21 protein-coding genes are annotated in these 17,637 nt (G+C 73.4%); 17 read left to right on the top strand and 4 right to left on the bottom strand.

The window, feature by feature from the left end; translation table 11 throughout:
• The first annotated feature begins 35 nt into the window (after positions 1-35).
• From PT931_RS11360 to PT931_RS11350, 3 genes are all read left to right on the top strand, one after another.
• Complete coding sequence (locus PT931_RS11360) at positions 36-845, top strand: hypothetical protein (protein WP_456245697.1); 810 nt, start codon at positions 36-38, stop codon at positions 843-845.
• Between the two features lie 80 nt (positions 846-925).
• Positions 926-1,723 carry a S1C family serine protease gene (locus PT931_RS11355; RefSeq protein WP_456245696.1) on the top strand — a complete coding sequence of 266 codons (798 nt, stop codon included), beginning with the start codon at positions 926-928 and terminating at the stop codon, positions 1,721-1,723.
• A gap of 29 nt (positions 1,724-1,752) precedes the next feature.
• Positions 1,753-2,544: a hypothetical protein gene (locus PT931_RS11350; RefSeq protein WP_456245695.1), complete on the top strand. Its 792-nt coding sequence runs from the start codon at positions 1,753-1,755 to the stop codon at positions 2,542-2,544.
• A 282-nt stretch (positions 2,545-2,826) separates the two neighbouring features.
• Here the strand turns inward: PT931_RS11350 and PT931_RS11345 are convergent, their stop codons facing one another.
• Positions 2,827-3,387 (bottom strand): DUF3000 domain-containing protein, encoded by a 561-nt coding sequence (locus PT931_RS11345; protein WP_456245694.1) that lies wholly within the window; start codon positions 3,385-3,387, stop codon positions 2,827-2,829.
• A 59-nt stretch (positions 3,388-3,446) separates the two neighbouring features.
• Here PT931_RS11345 and hemE point away from each other — a divergent pair, with 59 nt between their 5' ends.
• Complete coding sequence (gene hemE, locus PT931_RS11340) at positions 3,447-4,457, top strand: uroporphyrinogen decarboxylase (protein ID WP_456245693.1); 1,011 nt, start codon at positions 3,447-3,449, stop codon at positions 4,455-4,457.
• Between the two features lie 379 nt (positions 4,458-4,836).
• Here hemE and PT931_RS11335 read toward each other — a convergent pair whose 3' ends face one another.
• Positions 4,837-5,637 (bottom strand): HEAT repeat domain-containing protein, encoded by an 801-nt coding sequence (locus tag PT931_RS11335; RefSeq protein WP_456245692.1) that lies wholly within the window; start codon positions 5,635-5,637, stop codon positions 4,837-4,839.
• 64 nt (positions 5,638-5,701) lie between these two features.
• On the opposite strand from PT931_RS11335, the gene hemG reads away from it, so the two are divergent.
• The 3 genes from hemG to hemQ all read left to right on the top strand — a co-directional run bounded on the left by hemG (position 5,702) and on the right by hemQ (position 8,886).
• Complete coding sequence (gene hemG / locus PT931_RS11330) at positions 5,702-7,084, top strand: protoporphyrinogen oxidase (RefSeq protein ID WP_456245691.1); 1,383 nt, start codon at positions 5,702-5,704, stop codon at positions 7,082-7,084.
• Between the two features lie 23 nt (positions 7,085-7,107).
• Complete coding sequence (locus PT931_RS11325; RefSeq protein WP_456245690.1) at positions 7,108-8,046, top strand: helix-turn-helix domain-containing protein; 939 nt, start codon at positions 7,108-7,110, stop codon at positions 8,044-8,046.
• 141 nt (positions 8,047-8,187) lie between these two features.
• Positions 8,188-8,886: a hydrogen peroxide-dependent heme synthase gene (gene hemQ, locus PT931_RS11320; RefSeq protein WP_363726309.1), complete on the top strand. Its 699-nt coding sequence runs from the start codon at positions 8,188-8,190 to the stop codon at positions 8,884-8,886.
• A 40-nt stretch (positions 8,887-8,926) separates the two neighbouring features.
• Here the strand turns inward: hemQ and PT931_RS11315 are convergent, their stop codons facing one another.
• A complete protein-coding gene (locus PT931_RS11315) occupies positions 8,927-9,388 on the bottom strand; it encodes a GNAT family N-acetyltransferase (protein ID WP_456245689.1) in 462 nt (153 codons plus the stop codon).
• Positions 9,389-9,444: 56 nt separating this feature from the next.
• On the opposite strand from PT931_RS11315, the gene PT931_RS11310 reads away from it, so the two are divergent.
• From PT931_RS11310 to cobM, 4 genes are read left to right on the top strand one after another with little or no spacing between them, the layout of a single operon-like run.
• Positions 9,445-10,749: an AMP-binding protein gene (locus PT931_RS11310; protein WP_456245688.1), complete on the top strand. Its 1,305-nt coding sequence runs from the start codon at positions 9,445-9,447 to the stop codon at positions 10,747-10,749.
• Positions 10,740-11,129, top strand: coding sequence for a TIGR03618 family F420-dependent PPOX class oxidoreductase (locus PT931_RS11305; RefSeq protein WP_363726303.1), 390 nt, complete (start codon positions 10,740-10,742; stop codon positions 11,127-11,129). Before PT931_RS11310 ends, PT931_RS11305 begins: the two co-directional genes overlap by 10 nt.
• Positions 11,126-12,583 carry a precorrin-6y C5,15-methyltransferase (decarboxylating) subunit CbiE gene (gene cbiE / locus PT931_RS11300; RefSeq protein ID WP_456245687.1) on the top strand — a complete coding sequence of 486 codons (1,458 nt, stop codon included), beginning with the start codon at positions 11,126-11,128 and terminating at the stop codon, positions 12,581-12,583. The genes PT931_RS11305 and cbiE overlap by 4 nt, the downstream gene beginning before the upstream one ends.
• Positions 12,580-13,323: a precorrin-4 C(11)-methyltransferase gene (gene cobM, locus PT931_RS11295; protein ID WP_456245686.1), complete on the top strand. Its 744-nt coding sequence runs from the start codon at positions 12,580-12,582 to the stop codon at positions 13,321-13,323. Before cbiE ends, cobM begins: the two co-directional genes overlap by 4 nt.
• 26 nt (positions 13,324-13,349) lie before the next feature.
• Here the strand turns inward: cobM and PT931_RS11290 are convergent, their stop codons facing one another.
• Positions 13,350-14,420 carry a cobalt-precorrin-5B (C(1))-methyltransferase gene (locus PT931_RS11290; RefSeq protein WP_456245685.1) on the bottom strand — a complete coding sequence of 357 codons (1,071 nt, stop codon included), beginning with the start codon at positions 14,418-14,420 and terminating at the stop codon, positions 13,350-13,352.
• Positions 14,421-14,452: 32 nt separating this feature from the next.
• Between PT931_RS11290 and PT931_RS11285 the strand changes: the two genes are divergently transcribed.
• The 6 genes from PT931_RS11285 (at position 14,453) to PT931_RS11260 (ending at position 17,636) form a co-directional block, all read left to right on the top strand.
• Positions 14,453-15,241, top strand: a complete 789-nt coding sequence (locus PT931_RS11285; protein ID WP_456245684.1) for a cobalt-precorrin-6A reductase — start codon at positions 14,453-14,455, stop codon at positions 15,239-15,241.
• Between the two features lie 37 nt (positions 15,242-15,278).
• Entirely contained in the window at positions 15,279-15,806 is a 528-nt protein-coding gene (locus tag PT931_RS11280; RefSeq protein ID WP_456245683.1) for an orotate phosphoribosyltransferase, read from the top strand.
• A gap of 74 nt (positions 15,807-15,880) precedes the next feature.
• A complete protein-coding gene (locus tag PT931_RS11275) occupies positions 15,881-16,303 on the top strand; it encodes a YbaB/EbfC family nucleoid-associated protein (RefSeq protein WP_456245682.1) in 423 nt (140 codons plus the stop codon).
• The gene (locus tag PT931_RS11270; protein ID WP_456245681.1) at positions 16,303-16,620 is read left to right on the top strand and encodes a hypothetical protein; all 318 of its coding nucleotides are present in this window, start codon (positions 16,303-16,305) and stop codon (positions 16,618-16,620) included. Before PT931_RS11275 ends, PT931_RS11270 begins: the two co-directional genes overlap by 1 nt.
• A 2-nt stretch (positions 16,621-16,622) precedes the next feature.
• Positions 16,623-17,117 carry a WXG100-like domain-containing protein gene (locus tag PT931_RS11265; protein WP_456245680.1) on the top strand — a complete coding sequence of 165 codons (495 nt, stop codon included), beginning with the start codon at positions 16,623-16,625 and terminating at the stop codon, positions 17,115-17,117.
• Between the two features lie 3 nt (positions 17,118-17,120).
• A complete protein-coding gene (locus tag PT931_RS11260; RefSeq protein ID WP_456245679.1) occupies positions 17,121-17,636 on the top strand; it encodes an EndoU domain-containing protein in 516 nt (171 codons plus the stop codon).
• Position 17,637: the final 1 nt, after the last annotated feature.

Below are 17,637 nucleotides of genomic sequence, written 5' to 3'. Positions count from 1 at the left end.
CTGATGGTTTCAGCGGCTTGCGCATCGTCGCTACGGTGAGGGTCCGCGATGTGTGTCTGGAGAGCATGATGTCGAACCCCCAGGGCCCAGGAGAATACGGCCAGGAGCCGCCGCCGGTCTACCGGCCCGACGACTCCGACCAGCCCACACTCAACGTCGACCAGCCCACGCTGTTCCAGCCGCAGTTCCTCTCCTCGGAACAGGCCACCCAGCAGACCCTGCCCCGGGCGGTCCCCGCGCGGCCGGTCGTGTCCCCGCCGGCCCCCACCCGGGTGGTGTTCCCGCAGGTCGAGTTCCCGCCGGACCCGCCGGGCCCCTATTCGGCCGACCCGCCCGGCGTCTTCCCGGTCACCCCCCGGCACGACCCGGCCCCGGTCTACTCGGGCCCGCCCATCTCCGGCACCCCCGTCACCGGCTACGGCCTCGAACGCCCCCGGCCGTCCGGCCGCTCGAAGGCCGTCCCGCTCCTCGCGGCCCTCTCGGTGCTCCTCTTCCTCGCCGCCGCCGTCATGACCGGGCTGTACGTGTCCGGCACCTCCGAGTCCGACGCGGTCCGGAAGAAGGCCGACTCGGTCGCCGGCAAGGACCAGAAGATCTCCGAACTCACCGCCACGGTCGCCTCGCAGAAGTCCGAGTTGGAGAAGACGAAGCAGCAACTCGCGGGCTCACAGAGCACGGGCAAGGACCTCGAGGAACAGAAGAAGGTCGTCGCCACCTGCCTGCGACTCACGTTCGATTTCCTCAACACGTTGTCGGCCGGCGACGAGGCCAGTAAGGCCAAGGCGCAGGAGATCCTGGGACAGATGCGGACACCGTGCAACCAGGCGGAGCCGTATATCAAATAGAGACGGATATCAGCTAGGGCGAATCGCGCCCAGATCTGTATGGTGAGCACTCGCAGTTGCGTTACGGGGGAGTCACAACAATGTCGGTGGTACACGACGAGTCTGCGCGCGTCCAGGTTCCGCTGACCCGGGACCGGCGCAACTGGCCGGCCGTCCTGGCCCTCGTACTGGTCGTCGGACTCACCGTTCTCCTGAGCCTCCAGGCGTTCCAGATCCACACCCTCAACCGCAAGGTCGCCACCGCCGGGGACAGGGCGTCAGCGCTCGACCAGCGGCTGGTGGAACTCGAACGCCGGGCCGGCAACACCATCGACACCGCGGCGGTCGCCAAGAAGGTCCGCCCCAGCGTGTTCACCGTCGTCGCCGGCCGCTCCCAGGGCACCGCCTTCGCGTTCGGCAAGCCCGCGCCCGGCGGCGGCACCTACCTGATGACGAACTACCACGTCGTGGCCGACGTCGTCGACAAGGGCGGCTCCGAGGTCAAGCTCGAACGCGAGAGCGAGCTGTACCCGGCGACGATCGTCCACAAGGACAAGGAACGCGACCTGGCGGTGCTCCTCGCCACCCAGGTCTTCCCGAAACTGGAGATCCTCGGCGTGGACGTCACCCCGGGATCCCCGGTGGTGGTGGTCGGCGCGCCCAAGGGCCTGATGGACAGCGTCACCTCGGGCGTGGTCAGCGCGATCAGGGAGTTCCCCGGCGAGAGCCGGAAGATCATCCAGTTCGACGCGCCCATCAACCCCGGCAACTCCGGCGGACCGGTCGTCGACAAGGACGCCCGGGTGATCGGGGTGGCCACGGCCAAGGTGACCAACGCCGAGGGCATTGGATTCGCCGTCGCGATCGCGGAGGCGTGCACCGCCTTCTCCCTCTGCTGAAACCCCTGAACAACACGTTGGAGCAGCACATGTCCCACCCCAATTCCCCGTACCCCCACGACCCCCAGCGCCCCGCGGACGCCCCCACCGAGGCGCTCCAGGCCGGCGGGCCCTACGGCCAGCCCTACGCGGCCCCCGGCCACGACGGCACCCCGGCGCACACGGCCCCCGCCCCGGCCGGATTCGACCCCGCCGCCCAGGCCCACGACGGCTACGCCCCGGCGCAGCCCGGCTACGGCCAGCCCGCCCCGGCGTACGCCGCCCCGACCGGCCACGAGGCCCCGACCTCCGGCGTCCCCGCGGCCTTCGAGCCCCCGGCGCACGTCGACCCGCCCGTCCACATGGAGGCCCCGGCCGCGCCGACCTCCCAGTTCCCGACCTCCGGCGCCCCCGGCTTCCCCGCCCCCTACGGCGCGCCCGACGTCCTCCTCGGCGCCCCGAAGAAGAGCAAGGCGGTCCCCGTACTCGCCAGCCTCCTCGTCGTCGTCGTCATCCTCGCCGCCGTCATGACCGTCCTGTTCGTCTCCAAGAGCGGCGACTACAGCAAGTCCCAGCGCGAGGTCGCCGCCAAGGAGAAGTCGCTCAGCGAGGCCAACACCAAGGCCTCCTCGCTGAAGACCGAGCTCGACGGCGTCAAGCAGCAGCTCACCGGCTCCCAGAACAAGACCAAGGAAGCCGAGAAGGCGCAGCAGGCGCTGGCGACCTGCCTGAAGCTGGTGGACGAGTTCTTCGACGCGGTGGGGGCCAAGGACTCGGCCAAGGCGACCCAGATCGCCAAGGACATGGACAAGCCCTGCGACGAAGCCGACAACTACTACTAAGGCCGTTTGGACCCGTTGAGGACGGCGCTGGACTGCGCGAATGGCCCGACCGCAGGGCGCTGCCCTAGCGGTCGGGCCATTCGCTTGCCAGCCCCGCCCTCAACGGGCCACTTCGCGTTAGATCAAGAGCGTTGGACCCAGTGCGTTAGTTCAAAAGCTCGATCAAAAGACAGATCACATGCATTTGTTGGTTACGCCGCGTTTCTTTTGCGGCGCGCATCGGCACTTCGGCGGGAAGGTCGCCGGCGGCGTTTTTTGTGTGCCAGGAAATTCTGTGGGGCCTCAGGCCGAGGTGGGGAGGAGGGCCACGCCGGGGGGTGGGAGGCCCGCGGTGGAGGCCAGGAGGACGCACCAGGCTTCCAGGTGGGCGGCCAACTCGTCGGGGTCCAGGGGGGTCCAGGAGGCGCGGAGTTCGACGTCGGCGGCGGCGGGTTCGCCCGCGAGGCCGCCGAAGCGGGTGGAGAGGGTCTGGGTGACGGTGCCGCCGGCGGCGCAGTGGCCCGCGCCGGCCGCGGTGAGGGCGTCGATCAGCCAGCTCCAGCTCACCTCGGGGAGCATCTGGTCGGCGGCGATCTCCGGTTCGACGTCGGCCGTGACGTAGGTGACGAGGCGGAGGGTGCCCTCCCAGGCGTCGTGGCCCGCCGGGTCGTGCAGCAGGACCAGGCGGCCCGTGGCGACCTCGTCGTCGTGGCGCAGCACCGTGGCCCCGAGCGCGAACGCGTAGGGCGCCAGGCGTTTGGGCGCGGTGATCTCCTCGAGCAGGATCTCGGCACGAGGGTGGACCGATCTCAGCCCCTCGACCGCTCTGCGGAACGGATCGGGGGGCACACTCGTTGGCCCCATGAGTCGCAGCATAGGACCGGGGACGGCCGCGCACGGGCGCGCCGCGCCGACATGCGACGATGGGCGGGATGAGTGCTTTCCTCGCCGCCGTGCGCCGTGAACCCGCCCCCCACACCCCGGTCTGGTTCATGCGCCAAGCTGGCCGTTCGCTCCCGGAGTACCGGAAAATCCGTGCCGGGATCGGCATGCTGGAATCGTGCCGGACACCCGATCTGGTGACCGAGATCACTCTCCAGCCCGTCCGGCGGTACGGGGTCGACGCGGCCATCTTCTTCAGCGACATCGTGGTGCCGGTCGCGGCCGTGGGCGTGCCGATCGACATCAAGGCCGGGGTCGGCCCGGTGCTGGACACGCCGGTGCGCACCGCCGCCGACGTGGCCGCGATCCGGGACCTGACGCCCGCCGACGTCCCGTACATCACGGAGGCCGTGCGCCAGCTCGTCGGCGAGCTCGGCGACACCCCGCTGATCGGGTTCGCGGGCGCGCCGTTCACCCTCGCCAGCTACCTGGTCGAGGGCGGGCCGTCGCGCAGCTACACGAACACCAAGGCCCTGATGTACGGCGCGCCGGACGTCTGGCACGCCCTGTGCGCGAAGCTCGCCGGGATCGCCCGGGTGTTCCTTGAGGTGCAGATCGCGGCCGGGGCGCGCACGGTGCAGCTGTTCGACTCGTGGGCGGGCGCGCTGTCGGAGGCGGACTACCGGCGGTACGCGATGCCGCACTCCACCGCCGTGCTCACCGGCCTGACCGTGCCCCGGATCCACTTCGGCGTCGGTACCGGCCACATGCTCGAGGCCATCGCGGAGGCCGGCGCGGACGTGGTGGGCGTCGACTGGCGTACCCCGCTGGACGTCGCCTCCGCCCGGCTCGGCGCCGGGTACGCGGTGCAGGGCAACCTGGACTCGACCGTGCCGTTCGCCCCCGTCGAGGTCATCGAACGGGAGGTGCGCCGGGTGCTCGCCGAGGGCGCGAAGGCCCCCGGACACGTGTTCAACCTCGGGCACGGTGTCATGCCGGAGACCGACCCGGACGCCCTCAAGCGCATCGTGGACCTCGTCCACGAGGGCTGACCCTCGGCGGCGGCGGCGATCCGGTCGGGCGCCGGGACATGCCGGACCTGACGTTGCCGGCCAGCGACCTGCCACAGCTGGCGCCCCGGGCCCGGACAGCGGGAGCCGCACGTCGCCGGAGACATGTCACACCTGACGTTGCCGGCGACGCGGCACCGCGTACCCAGATGATGGTCTTCGCGGGGCGTCGAGGCCGGCTGTCGTCACGGCTCGGGTCCGCTGTCCCGGCATGGTCTGTGCCGCGTGGAGGTCGTCCACGGCCGGGAAGGTCCTCCGCGAACCACACCGTCCGCGGGCAGTACGTCATCGGGGGGCGGCCCGTCAGCGCGGGGCACGTCCCTCCTGGTCCCGTCGCGGGTGGTTCCGCGCGGGGGTGGTGCTAGGTCCAGCCGTGTTCCCGGGCGTCCTGGGCGAGGCCCGAGCCGTACAGCGCCGCCAGCGCGGACTCGTCGCCGACCAGCCGGTCCCGCACCGCGGAGGCCAGGTCGACGGATCTGTGGGCCGCCAGGTTCAGCATGGTGAGGGCGACGCCCCACCAGTAGGGCTTGGGGTCCTTGGCGCTCGGGCCGCCGTGCCGGAACCAGTCGCAGAGGCCCTCGATCAGGTCCTCGCCGAGCCCGTCGGGGTCCGTGAGCCGGAGCGCGGCGCACACCCGGGGCACGTCGGCGGCCTGCCAACCGTCGAGATGGCCCCTGACCAGGGTGTGCAGACTGGGGTCGCCGAGCGCGCCGGCGGCCTCGATCTCCATCAGCCAGACGTTCTCGTGGGCCAGGGCGCGGGCGACGGCGGGCAGGGCCCGGGGGTCGCGCCGTTGGGCCAGTCCGAACAGCGCCTCGCACCGGGTCTCGTTGTCCGGGTCGGCCAGCCGGGCGGCCAGCGCGTCCCGTAACTCGGGGGTGTCGATGTCGGGGCACTGGGTGCCGAGGGCGAAACACGCCCAGTCGCGCACGTCCGGGAACGGGTCGCACGTGAGGCGCAGCAGCGCGGCGATCACCGCCTCCGGTTTCGGGTCGGCCAGCAGTGGCAGTTGTGCGGCCACCGCCTGGCGGACCTGAGGGTCGTCGTGGTCGGCGAGTGCGAGGATCACGGGCAGCTCGAGTGGGTCCTCGCACGAGTAGACGGCGGCGGCCAGTTCGGCGGCCGGCGTCAATGGATCATGGGCAAGAGCTGCGATGTTCACGTTTTGAGTCTGACTTGTCGGGGCGCACTCTGCTAGTGGCTTTTCGTTACGGGAGGATGTGGGCGTGGCACATATCGTGATCGTCGGCGGGGGAGTGGCCGGGCTGACCGCGGCGTACCGGCTCCGGCGGCGCCAGCCGGAGATCCGGCTCACCGTCGTGGAGCAGGCACCCGAGCTCGGTGGCAAACTCCGGCCCGCGACGCTCGCGGACCTGCCGGTGGAGGCGGGGGCCGAGGCGTTCCTGTCCCGGGACCCCACGGTGCCCCAACTGGCCGCTGAGCTGGGACTTCAGGTGGTGCACCCGTCGGGGGCGCCCGCCGCGATCGCCCTCGGCGGCCGGTTGCACCCGATTCCGCGAGGCACCCTGGTGGGCGTGCCGGGGGACCTGGCGGCCCTCGCCGGGCTCGCGGCGGTCACCGTCGAACCGGCCACCCACGGCCCGCTGCTCGGCCCCGGAGCGGACATTTCGGTCGGCGAGCTGGTCAGGGCCCGGTTCGGCGCGGAGGTCGTCGACCGGCTCGTGGATCCGATGCTCGGCGGCGTGTACGCCGGGCGCGCCGACCAGCTCTCCCTCGCCGCCACCCTGCCCACCCTGGCCGCCGCCGCCCGCCGGTTCGACACCCTGGTCGGCGCGGTCCGCGCGGCCCTGGGCGGGGCGAGCGGGCCGGCGACCGGTCTGGCGGCGGGCGCGGGCGCTCCGGCGGACCCCCGCCCCGTGTTCGGCACCATCGTCGGCGGGATGACCGCGCTGGTCAACGCCCTGGCCAAGGCCTCGGGGGCGGAGCTGAGGCTCGGGCTGCCCGTCCGCGAGCTGTTCCGGACGCCGACCGGCTGGCGGCTGGTGATCGGGTCGACCCGTTCGCCCGAGGTGATCGAGGCCGACGGGGTGGTGCTCGCGCTGCCGGCCCGGCCCGCCGCGCGGCTGCTGCACGAGTACGCCCCGGCGGCGGCGAACGAGATCGGTGTCCTGGACTACGCGAGCGTGGCGTTGGTCTCCCTGGCGTTCCCCGGCATCCGGATGCCCGAGATGTCGGGTTTCCTGGTGCCGGCGTCGGAGGGGTACGCCACCAAGGCCGTCACCTTCATCGACCGGAAGTGGCCGCACCTGGCCGCGCCGGACCTGAGCCTGGTCCGCGCCTCCCTCGGCCGGTACGGGGACGAGCGGGTCCTGCAGCGCCCCGACGGCGAGCTGGTCGACCTCGTCCGGGGCGAGCTGGCGGCCCTGCTCGGCCACGACCTGCCCGTACCCGTGGACGCGTACGTGCGGCGGTGGGGCGGGGCGCTGCCGCAGTACACCCCGGGGCATCTCGACCGGGTGCGGCGCGCGCGGGCGGCACTCGACGGCGACCCGACGATCGCCCTGGCCGGGGCCGGCTACGACGGGGTCGGCATCCCGGCGTGCGTGCGCTCCGGGACGGCCGCGGCGGAACACTTGACTCTCCAGTAGCGGGAGACCCGAGGGTTACGGACATGGACGACGGACACCCGCTGTACGGCATCGGAGACCTGGCCCGACGGACCGGACTGACGGTCAAGACGATCCGGTACTACTCCGACGCCGGGCTCGTGCCGCCGACCGACCGCAGCCCCACCGGCTACCGCCTGTACGACCTCGACGCGCTCGCCCGCCTCGACCTGGTGCGCACCCTGCGCGACCTGGGCGTGGACCTCGCCACCATCCGGCGGGTCCTCGACCGTGAGTTGGGGATCGCCGAGGTCGCGGAGATGCACGTCGACGCCCTGGACGCGCAGATCGCCACGCTGCGCCTGCGCCGGGCCGTCCTGCGCGCGGTGGCCCGGAGGGGCTCTGACCCGAAGGAGATGAGCCTCATGCACAAGCTCGCCCGCCTGTCCGACGCCGAACGCCGGCAGATCCTGTCCGACTTCCACGACGAGGTGTTCGCGGACCTCGACATCAACCCCGAGTTCGCCGCCAAGATGCGGTGCGCGATGCCCGAACTGCCCGACGACCCGACCACCGCGCAGGTGGAGGCCTGGATCGAGCTGGCCGAACTGGTCCAGGACCCGGACTTCCGGGCCCGGACCCGCCGGATGGCCGAGGCGCACGCGGCCGACCGGGCCTCCCAGGACCACGCCCGGTCCTACGCCGGCTGGGAGCAGGCCGGGATGGAGTTCAGCAACCGGGGCGTGGCCGCCGCCGAGGCCGGGGTCGACCCGGTGTCCCCCGAGGGCCGGGCGATCATCGACGAGCTGGTCGGGCTGTTCGTCGCCGGGCACGGCGGGCCGGACACGCCCGAGTTCCGGGCCTGGCTGGTCGAGCAGATCGAGGTCGGCTCCGACGTCCGGGTCGAGCGGTACTGGCAGCTGATCGGCGCGGTCAACGGCTGGCCGGCCTGGCCGAGCCGGATGCACGGGTTCGCGTGGCTGGCGGCGGCGCTGCGGGCCTGACCGGGCCCGGAGTCGCGGCCCACCCGACCGGCGGGGCCTGCGGGGGTGGCCCGGCGGGTGAGGTCCGGCCGCGGGTGTGAGCCGTCCCCGACTCCCGGGGGCGGCTCCCGCCCGGCCGCGACCCGACGGCAAGATGGGGGTATGAGCAACCCGAACGCCGCCCGGATCAACGAACTCAACGACACCATCCGGTACACCGCGTGGTCGGTGTTCCGCGCGGCCGAGAAGCTGCCCGCGATGCGGGGCGACATCGCCGCCGAGGTCGAGGACGTGTTCGCCCAGTTCGGGGCGAAGGACCTGGTCGTCCGCGGCACGTACGAGGTGTCGGGCCTGCGCGCCGACGCCGACCTGATGATCTGGTGGCACGCCCCCGACAGTGACATCCTCCAGGACGCCTGGGCGGCGCTGCGGCACACCAAGCTGGGCCGGGTGCTCGAACCGGTGTGGTCGCAGTTCGCGCTGCACCGGCCGGCCGAGTTCAACCGGAGCCACATCCCGGCGTTCCTGTCGGGCGAGGAGGCGCGCAAGTACATCTGCGTGTACCCGTTCGTCCGGTCCTACGAGTGGTACCTGCTGCCCGACGAGGAGCGGCGCGGGATGCTCGCCGAGCACGGGAAGATGGCCCGGGAGTACCCGGACGTGCGGTCCAACACCGTGGCCAGCTTCGGGCTCGGCGACTACGAGTGGATGCTCGCGTTCGAGGCCGACGAGCTGTACCGGATCGTGGACCTGATGCGCATCCTGCGCGCGTCGGGGGCCCGGCGGCACGTGCGCGAGGAGGTCCCGTTCTACACGGGGCGCAAGCGGGAGCTGAGCGAGATCCTCGCGGCGCTGCCGTAGGCCCGGTGGGCGGCTCCAGGCGGGTCGCGGCGGTTCCGGCCTAGTCCCGGACGGCCTGTCCCGTGCCCGACGGGGCCGGCCGGGACATCGGGGTGTGCGGGATGCCGTCCTCGACGTAGTCCGGGCCGCAGACGGTGAAGCCGTGCCGCGCGTACAGCGCGGTCACGGCGCTCTGCGACTCCAGGCGCGCCGGCCGGTCCCCGATCGCGGTCAGCGCGGCGGCCACCAGCTGGTCGGCGAGCCCCGTGCCGCGCCAGGCCGGGGCCACCACGACCCGGCCGATCCGGGCGGCGCCGTCGGGCTCGGTCAGGACCCGCAGGTACGCCGTCACCTGTTCGCCCTCGGCCAGCCAGACGTGCAGCGTGCCGGGTTCCAGGTCGCGGCCGTCGAGATCCGGGTACACGCAGTTCTGCTCGACGACGAAGACCTCGGCGCGGAGCTTGAGCAGCGAGTACAGGATGGTGTTCGAGATCTCGGCGAAGCCGGCCGTTCTGAGGATCATGGCCGCAGCCTAGTCTGGCGGCGGGAGCACGACCCACGAACCAGCGAGGAGGACCCGTGACCGACCTGCTGCCCGCCCTGAGCGGGGCGTTCGGCGACCGGCCCGACGCGGTCGTCATCGACGGCGAGGCCACGAGCTGGGAGAACCTGCGCGACCGGGCCCAGCGGCTCGCCGACGCGGCCAAGGGCGCACCGGCGCTGGCGGTGCACGCGACGGCGTCCCTGGACACGGTGGTGGCCATCGTGGCGGGGCTTCTCTCGGGGGTACCGGTGGTGCCGGTCGCCCCCGACGCCGGCCCGCTGGAGCGCGACCACATCCTGGGTGACTCGGGCGCGGTGCCGGTCGCGGACCTGCTCTCCGGTTCCCGGACCGCCTCCGGCGACCCGGCGGGCCCCGACGCAGCCCTGGTCCTCTACACCAGCGGCACCACCGGCGCCCCCAAGGGCGTCCTGCTCTCCGCCGCCGCGCTGGCCGCCGACCTCGACGCGCTCGCCGACGCCTGGGCCTGGACCCCCGAGGACACCCTCGTGCACGGCCTGCCGCTGTTCCACGTGCACGGCCTGGTGCTCGGCGTCCTCGGCGCGCTGCGCACCGGCTCCCGGCTCGTGCACACCGGCCGGCCGACCCCGGCGGCGTACGCGGCGGCGGGCGGCACCCTCTACTTCGGAGTACCCACCGTGTGGTCCCGGATCGTCGCCGAGCCCGACGCGGCCCGCGAGCTGCGGAAGGCCCGGCTGCTGGTGTCCGGCAGCGCGGCCCTCCCGGTGCCCGTGTTCGGCGCGCTCGAGGAGCTGACCGGTCACCGGCCGGTCGAGCGGTACGGCATGACGGAGACCCTGATCACGGTCAGCGCCCGGGCCGACGGCGAACGCCGCCCCGGCCACGTCGGCGCGCCCGTCGCGGGGGTCGTGGCCCGGCTCGCCGGCGAGGACGGCGAACTCCAGGTCCGGGGCGCGACCCTGTTCGACGGGTACCTGCACCGGCCCTCCCCGTTCACCGACGACGGCTGGTTCCCGACCGGGGACATCGCGGAGCTGGTCGACGGGCAGTACCGGATCGTCGGGCGGGCCTCCACCGACCTGATCAAGTCCGGCGGGTACCGGATCGGCGCCGGCGAGGTCGAGAACGCGCTGCTCGCGCACCCGGCCGTCCGCGAGGCCGCCGTGGTCGGGCTGCCCGACGACGACCTGGGCCAGGAGGTGGTGGCGTTCGTGGTCGCCTCCGGGGTGCAGGCCCGCGAACTGATCGAGTTCGTCGCGAAGGAGCTGTCGGTGCACAAGCGGCCCCGGCGGGTCGTCTTCGTGGGGGAGCTGCCGCGCAACGCCATGGGGAAGGTACAGAAGAAGCTGCTATGCAGGTGAGTGACGCTTTTCGCGAGTTCTGGACCGAGCGGCACCTGTGCACGCTGACCACGCTCCGCCGCGACGGCAGCCCGCACGTCGCCCCGGTCGGGGTGACCCTCGACGTGGAGTCGGGCGTCGCGCGGGTCATCTCGTCGGGCACGTCGTTCAAGGCGCGCCGGGTCCGGCAGGCCGGGGCCGAGGGGGTCCGGGTCGCGGTGTGCCAGGTCGACGGCGCGCGGTGGTCCACCCTGGAGGGTGTCGCGGTGCTGCGGGACGACCCGGAGTCGGTCGCCGACGCGGTCCGGCGGTACGCGGCGCGGTACAAGCAGCCCCGGGTCAACCCCGAGCGGGTGGTCCTGGAGATCGCGGTGACCCGGATCCTCGGGAACGTCCGGTGATCACGGTCGTGGGGATCGGGGCCGACGGCTGGGCCGGGCTGGCTCCGGGGTCCCGGGCGGCGATCGGGGCGGCGGACGTGCTGGTCGGCAGCCCCCGCCAACTGGACCTGTTGCCCCCGACCGCCGAGGTGGCCCCCGACGGCTCGGTCTCGGGCGTCGAGCCGCTGTCCGACGACAACGGGTGGACCCCGGGCGACGACGTTTTCCCCGAAGGCCAGCCGCCGATCGTGCGGGGCGACGGGCCGGCGGACCGGGCTCCCGACGACAGCGCGTCCCCGTGCCCGGGGGTGGGTCCGGCCCCGCGCGGCGCGGACGGTGGAGCGGTCCCGACCCGGGGCTCCGGCTCCGCCCCGGACGGTGACCCGGCCCCGTGCCGGGGCGTGATCGCCGGCACGGGTGCGCCCGTCGCCGAGCGGATCGTGCTGCCCAGCCCCCTGCTGCCCGGCCTCCCCGCCCTCCTCGACCGCCTCGCCGGCCGGAACGTCTGCGTCCTGGCCAGCGGCGACCCGCTGTTCTACGGCATCGGCTCGACGCTGGTCCGGCTGCTCGGGGCCGACGCGGTCCAGGTCCTGCCGCACCCCTCCTCGGCCGCGCTGGCCTGCGCCCGGATGGGCTGGGCCGTGCAGGACACCCCCGTCTACTCCGTCGTCGGCCGACCCGTCGAGGCCGTCCAGCCCGGCGGACGCTTCCTGGTGCTCAGCGCCGACGGCCGCTCACCCGCCGCCGTGGCGGAGTTCCTGACCTCTCACGGGTACGGGGACAGCCGGCTCACCGTGCTCGAACAGCTCGGGGGCCCGGTGGAACGGCGGCTCACCGGTACCGCCGAGAGCTGGTCCTTCGAAGATCTCGATCCGCTGAACGTGATCGCCGTCGAGTGCCAGCGACCGCCCGCGTCCCGGGTGCCCGGCCTGCCCGACGGGTCCTACGAACACGACGGCCAGCTCACCAAGCGCGAGATCCGGGCCGTCACCCTGGCCCGGCTCGCCCCCCGCCCCGGCGAACTCCTCTGGGACGTCGGCGCGGGCAACGGCAGCATCGCCGTCGAGTGGATGCGCAGCCACCCGTCGTGCCGGGCCCTCGCCGTCGAGTCGCACCCCGAACGGCTGACCCGGATCAGCGCCAACGCCGCCCGGCTGGGCGTGCCCGGCCTGCGGACCATTGCCGGCCGGGCCCCCGAAGCGCTCGCCGGCCTCGACGCCCCCGACGCGGTGTTCGTCGGCGGCGGCCTCACCGTGCCCGGCGTGGTCGAGGCATGCTGGGCGGCGCTGCGACCCGGCGGCCGGCTGATCGCCAACGCGGTCACCCTGGAGACCGAGGCCGCCGTGGCGCACTGGTTCGGCGCGCTCGGCGGGGACCTGACCCGGATCGCGGTGTCGCGGGCCGCCCCGGTCGGCGGATTCACGGGCTGGCGCCCCGCCATGCCCGTCACACAGTGGACGGTGGACAAGCAATGACAGTGCACTTCATCGGGGCCGGGCCCGGCGCGGCGGACCTGATCACCGTCCGGGGCCGGGACCTGATCGCCGCCTCACCCGTCTGCCTGTACGCCGGCAGCCTGGTCCCCGTCGAGCTCCTGGCGCACTGCCCGCCCGGCGCGCGCCTCGTCGACACGGCCAATCTGAACCTCGACCAGATCATCGGGGAACTGGTCGGCGCGCACGCCGCCGGCCTGGACGTCGCCCGGCTGCACTCCGGCGACCCGTCGGTGTTCTCCGCGATGGCCGAACAGCTCCGCCGGCTCGACGCCGCCGGCGTGCCGTACGACGTGACCCCCGGGGTGCCGGCGTTCGCGGCGGCGGCGGCCGCGCTGGGGCGCGAGTTCACGGTGCCCGGGGTCGGGCAGACCGTCATCCTGACCCGGACCTCGGCGCGCGCCACCCCCATGCCGCCCGGCGAGGACCTGCCCTCGCTGGGCCGGTCGGCGTCCACCCTGGTCCTGCACCTGGCCGTGCAGCGGCTGCGGGAACTCGTGGCCGAGCTGGTGCCCAACTACGGGGCGGACTGCCCGGTGGCGGTCGTCGCGCGGGCCTCGCGGGCCGACGAGCTGATCGTGCGGGGGACCCTCGCGGACATCGCCGGGCGGGTCGAGGAGGCCGGGATCGTGCGGACGGCCGTGATCGTGGTGGGGCGGGTGCTGACCGCCGGGGAGTTCCCCGACAGCCACCTGTACTCGGTGGCGCGCTGCCGGGACTGAGAGGCGGGGCGGTGCGGAGCGCCGCCCTAGGCCCTGCCCACGATCACGCCCGCCCGGTCGATCACGATCACGTCCACCTCGACGGGAGCCCCGCGGAGCGTCTCCAGGGCCACCACCCGGGCCTGCGCCGCGATCACGTCACCCAGCGGCAGTCCCTCGGCCTGGCACAGCCGGAGCGCCTCCAGGGCCGTGTTCGCGCCGTGCACCGCCGCCACCAGGTCCGGAGCGCCGCCCGCGGCGCGCACCGTCTCCGCCAGGACGGCGAAGTCCACCTGCGAGCGGCCCGAGTGCAGGTCCAGGTGCCCGTTGGCGAGTTTGCACAGCTTGCCGATCCCGCCCGAGACGGTCAGCCGGGGCACCGGGTGCCGGCGCAGGTACTTCAGCACCGCGCCCGCGAAGTCCCCCATGTCCAGCAGCGCTTCCTCGGGCAGCCCGTACACCTCGGCGGCCACCCGCTCCGAGGTGCTGCCCGTGCACCCGGCGACGTGCGTGCGACCGGCGGCCCGGGCCACGTCGATGCCCCGGCGGATGCTGTCGATCCACGCGGAGCACGAGTAGGGCACGACGATCCCGGTGGTACCGAGGATCGACAGGCCGCCGAGGATACCCAGCCGGGGGTTCCAGGTCTTCTTCGCCAGCTCCTCGCCGTGCTCGACGGAGATCTCCACGACCACGTCGCCCGTGCCGCCGTGCGCCGCCGCGACCGCGAGGACGTGCTCGGTCATCATCTTCCGGGGCACCGGGTTGATCGCGGGCTCGCCCACCGCCAGGGGCAGGCCGGCCTTCGTCACGGTGCCGACGCCGGGGCCGGCCCGGAACGTGACCCCGCTGCCCGGCGCGCCGTGCGTGACCGTCGCCGACACCAGCGCCCCGTGCGTGACGTCCGGATCGTCCCCCGCGTCCTTCACGACGCCCACCGTGGCCCGGTCCGACCGGAGCTCCTCGCGGGCCAGCGCGAACGCCGGGGTCTGCCCCTTGGGCAGCGTGATCTCGACCGGGTCGGGAAACTCCCCGGTCAACAGGGCCGTGTACGCGGCGGTGGTCCCGGCGGTGGCGCACGCCCCCGTGGTCCAGCCGTACCGCAGACTGGTGCTCATCGCTTTCAGCATTCCAGCAGGAGGTCAGGGGCATGACGGCGCGGGTACTCGTCCTCGGCGGCACCGGCGAGGCCCGCCGGCTCGCGGAGGCGCTGGTCGGCCGGGTACACGTCGTGTCCTCCCTCGCCGGCCGGGTCAGCGAGCCGCGGCTGCCCCCGGGCGAGGTCCGGATCGGCGGGTTCGGCGGACCGGAGGGCCTGGCCGCCTGGCTCCGCGGGGCCCGGATCGACGCGGTGGTGGACGCGACCCATCCCTTCGCGGCGGTGATCAGCCGGTCGGCGGCGACCGCGACCGCCGAGGTGGGCGTGCCGCTGCTGGCGCTGCGCCGCCCCGGCTGGACCGAGGGGCCCGGTGACGACTGGCGCCGGGTGCCGTCGCTGGCCGCCGCCGCCGACGCCCTGCGCGCGACCCCGGACGTCCGGGTGTTCCTCACCACCGGGCGCAAGGACCTCGCCGCCTTCGCGGACCTGCCGCACCGGTTCCTGCTCCGCTCCGTCGACCCGCCCGAGGACCCGGTCCCGGCCCGGCTGACGGTCGTCCTGGACCGGGGGCCGTTCACCGTCGCCGGGGAGCTGGCGCTGCTCCGTGGGTACGCCGTCGACCTGCTCGTCACCAAGGACAGCGGCGGGGACCAGACGGCCGCCAAGCTCACGGCGGCCCGGGAGCTGGGGATACCCGTCCTGATGGTGGACCGGCCGGCCGCCCCGGGGACGGCGGCCGTCGGCACCGTCGCCGAGGCGGTCGCCTGGGTGGAACGTGCGGCGGGGAACAGCGCGGAACGTTCGGCGGGGAATGATGGGGAACGTTCGGAGGGGGAATGATTCAGCCCGGAAACGGTGCATGACAGGATCGGGCCTTGTGACAACTCTTGATCTCGCCCGCCAGGTCGACGCCACGTGCCGGATCCGTGGCCAGTTCACCCTCCGGTCGGGCCGGCTCGCCGACGAGTACTTCGACAAGTACCAGTTCGAGGCCGACCCGGTGCTCCTCGACGCCCTCGCCGCCGCGATGGTCCCCCTGGTCCCCGCCGGCACCGAGGTCCTCGCCGGCCTGGAGATGGGCGGCATCGCGGTGGTGACCGCCCTGGGTCGGCACACGGGGCTGCCGTGCGCGTTCGTCCGCAAGGAGGCCAAGCCGTACGGCACCGCCCGGCTCGCCGAGGGCGCACCGCTGGCCGACCGCCGGGTACTCGTCGTCGAGGACGTGGTCACCTCCGGCGGCCAGATCGCGCTGTCCACCGGCCAACTGCGCGCGCTCGGCGCGACCGTCGACCACGCATTGTGCGTGATCGATCGGCAGGAGGGCGGCGCGGCGGCCCTCGCGGACGCCGGCATCGTCCTGGCCAGCCTGCTGACCCGCGCCGAACTGGAGGCGTCCCGCGGGTAGTTCGCCCCGGTTCGGGGTTGCCGGCCCCTTCTATGATGGCGACCGGCAGTCCGACTTCTCCCTGGGGGACGTGTATGGATCCGCTCGCAGACCCGGCCGGCCTCGGCCGGATGCTCGCTGAGGCCACCTCGATGCTCGACCGGTTCCAGGCCATGGGACCCGCCGCCGGAGACGACGCCGCGGAGGGCGTCGGCGAGGCGGCCAACGGGCTGATCACCGCGAAGGCCGTCGCGCCCGGCCAGCTGTCGGAGCTGGTCCTCAACCCGCGGGTGATGCGGATGGACTCGCAGACCCTGGCCGAGGAGACCCTGGCGGCGGTCAACGCGGCGCTGGCGGACCTGCGCGCCCGGAGCCCGCAGCCCGCCGGCCCGGCGGACTTCGGCACCCTCGCCGAGGACCTGCGCGCGATCCAGGAGGACGCGACCCGGCAGATGACCTCGTTCGCCGACGCCCTCGTCGACGCGCAGGCCCGGATCGCGGCCCAGGGCGGCCGGTGATGGTGGACATCGATCCGGACAAGCTCTCGGCGTCGGGTCAGGGTCTGGGGGCCGTCGCGACCCGGTTCACCACCGCGCTCGCCGCGTTCCGGACGGAGATCGCCGCCTACGGCCAGCCGTGGGGCGCCGACGACATCGGCGGGCTGATCGGCGCCGCGCACGACGAGGTGTCCTCGTTCGCGTTCGAGTGCTACCAGGCGGCCCTGGAGGAGATCGGCGTGGCGGGCGAGGACCTGGTCGGCATGGCCGGCCAGCACCGCACCACCGACAAGGGCATCGACGACCACTTCACCGGCGTCCACAAGGGAATGGTCTGATCGTGGGCCTCCAGATTCCGGGCGAGCTGCGCTCCCTGCTCAACGTCATCGGCTACTCCTGGCCCGAGGCCGACGAGACCAAGCTGTTCGAGATGGGCAAGACCTGGATCGGCTTCTCCGGCACCATCCACGGCGTGGTCGCCGACGCGCACGCGGGCGCGGGCTCGGTCTGGGCCGAGCACGAGGGCGGGGACATCGAGGCGTTCCGCGACTGGTGGGCGGACGGGGAGAGCCCCGCGAAGAACCTGTCGAACGGGGCCACGGCCGCCGTCCTGACCGGTACCGGGCTGATCATCTGCGGCATGATCGTGCTCGCCCTGAAGATCATGGTGATCGTGCAGCTGGTGATCCTGGCCATCCAGATCGCCCAGGCCATCGCGACGGCGTTCGTGACGTTCGGCGCGACCCTGCTGGAGATCCCGATCTTCCAGCAGCTGTGCCGCACCATCGTCGGCAACCTCGTCCAAGAGGTCCTCTTCACCCTGATCGAGGGGTAGCCGGTGGCCACCCACAGCCAGCGCAAGAAGTCCGGCAAGCTGCTCCGGGCCGCGCTGCGCTACCTCAAGAAGCAGGACGGCCGCGCCGCCAAGCGCGCCCGGCCCGACCGGATGTCCCCCGAACGGCTGCGGCACACGTTCGAGGGCGAGAACCGCAGGGGCTACCACTACCGCCCCGGCGGCGAGGACTTCCCCGACCGCCGGGTCGGCCAGGTGCTGCGCCGCGACCCCACCACCGGGGTCTACGAGGCGAAGGTCGAGTTCTGGAAGCCGCCGTCCCCCGGCCCGCCGCCCACCCCGGGCCAATGGCAGCCCAAGGTCGGTCAGGGCCGGAGCACGTTCTTCCCCGACGACTGGACCCCGCAGCAGTGCGACAACGCGGTCACGAACGCGTTCAACGGCACGAACGCGGTCAAGCACGCGGACGGCACCTGGACGGGCTCACACAACGGCGTCCCGATCATGGGCTACTACGATAGTGCGACGGGCGCGCTCAAGCACGGATTCCCGTTCCTGTGAC

It is taken from the genome of Longispora urticae, assembly GCF_053902585.1.
Note: the sequence above shows the minus strand (reverse complement) of the source record. Positions and strands in the feature narration are given on the sequence as shown.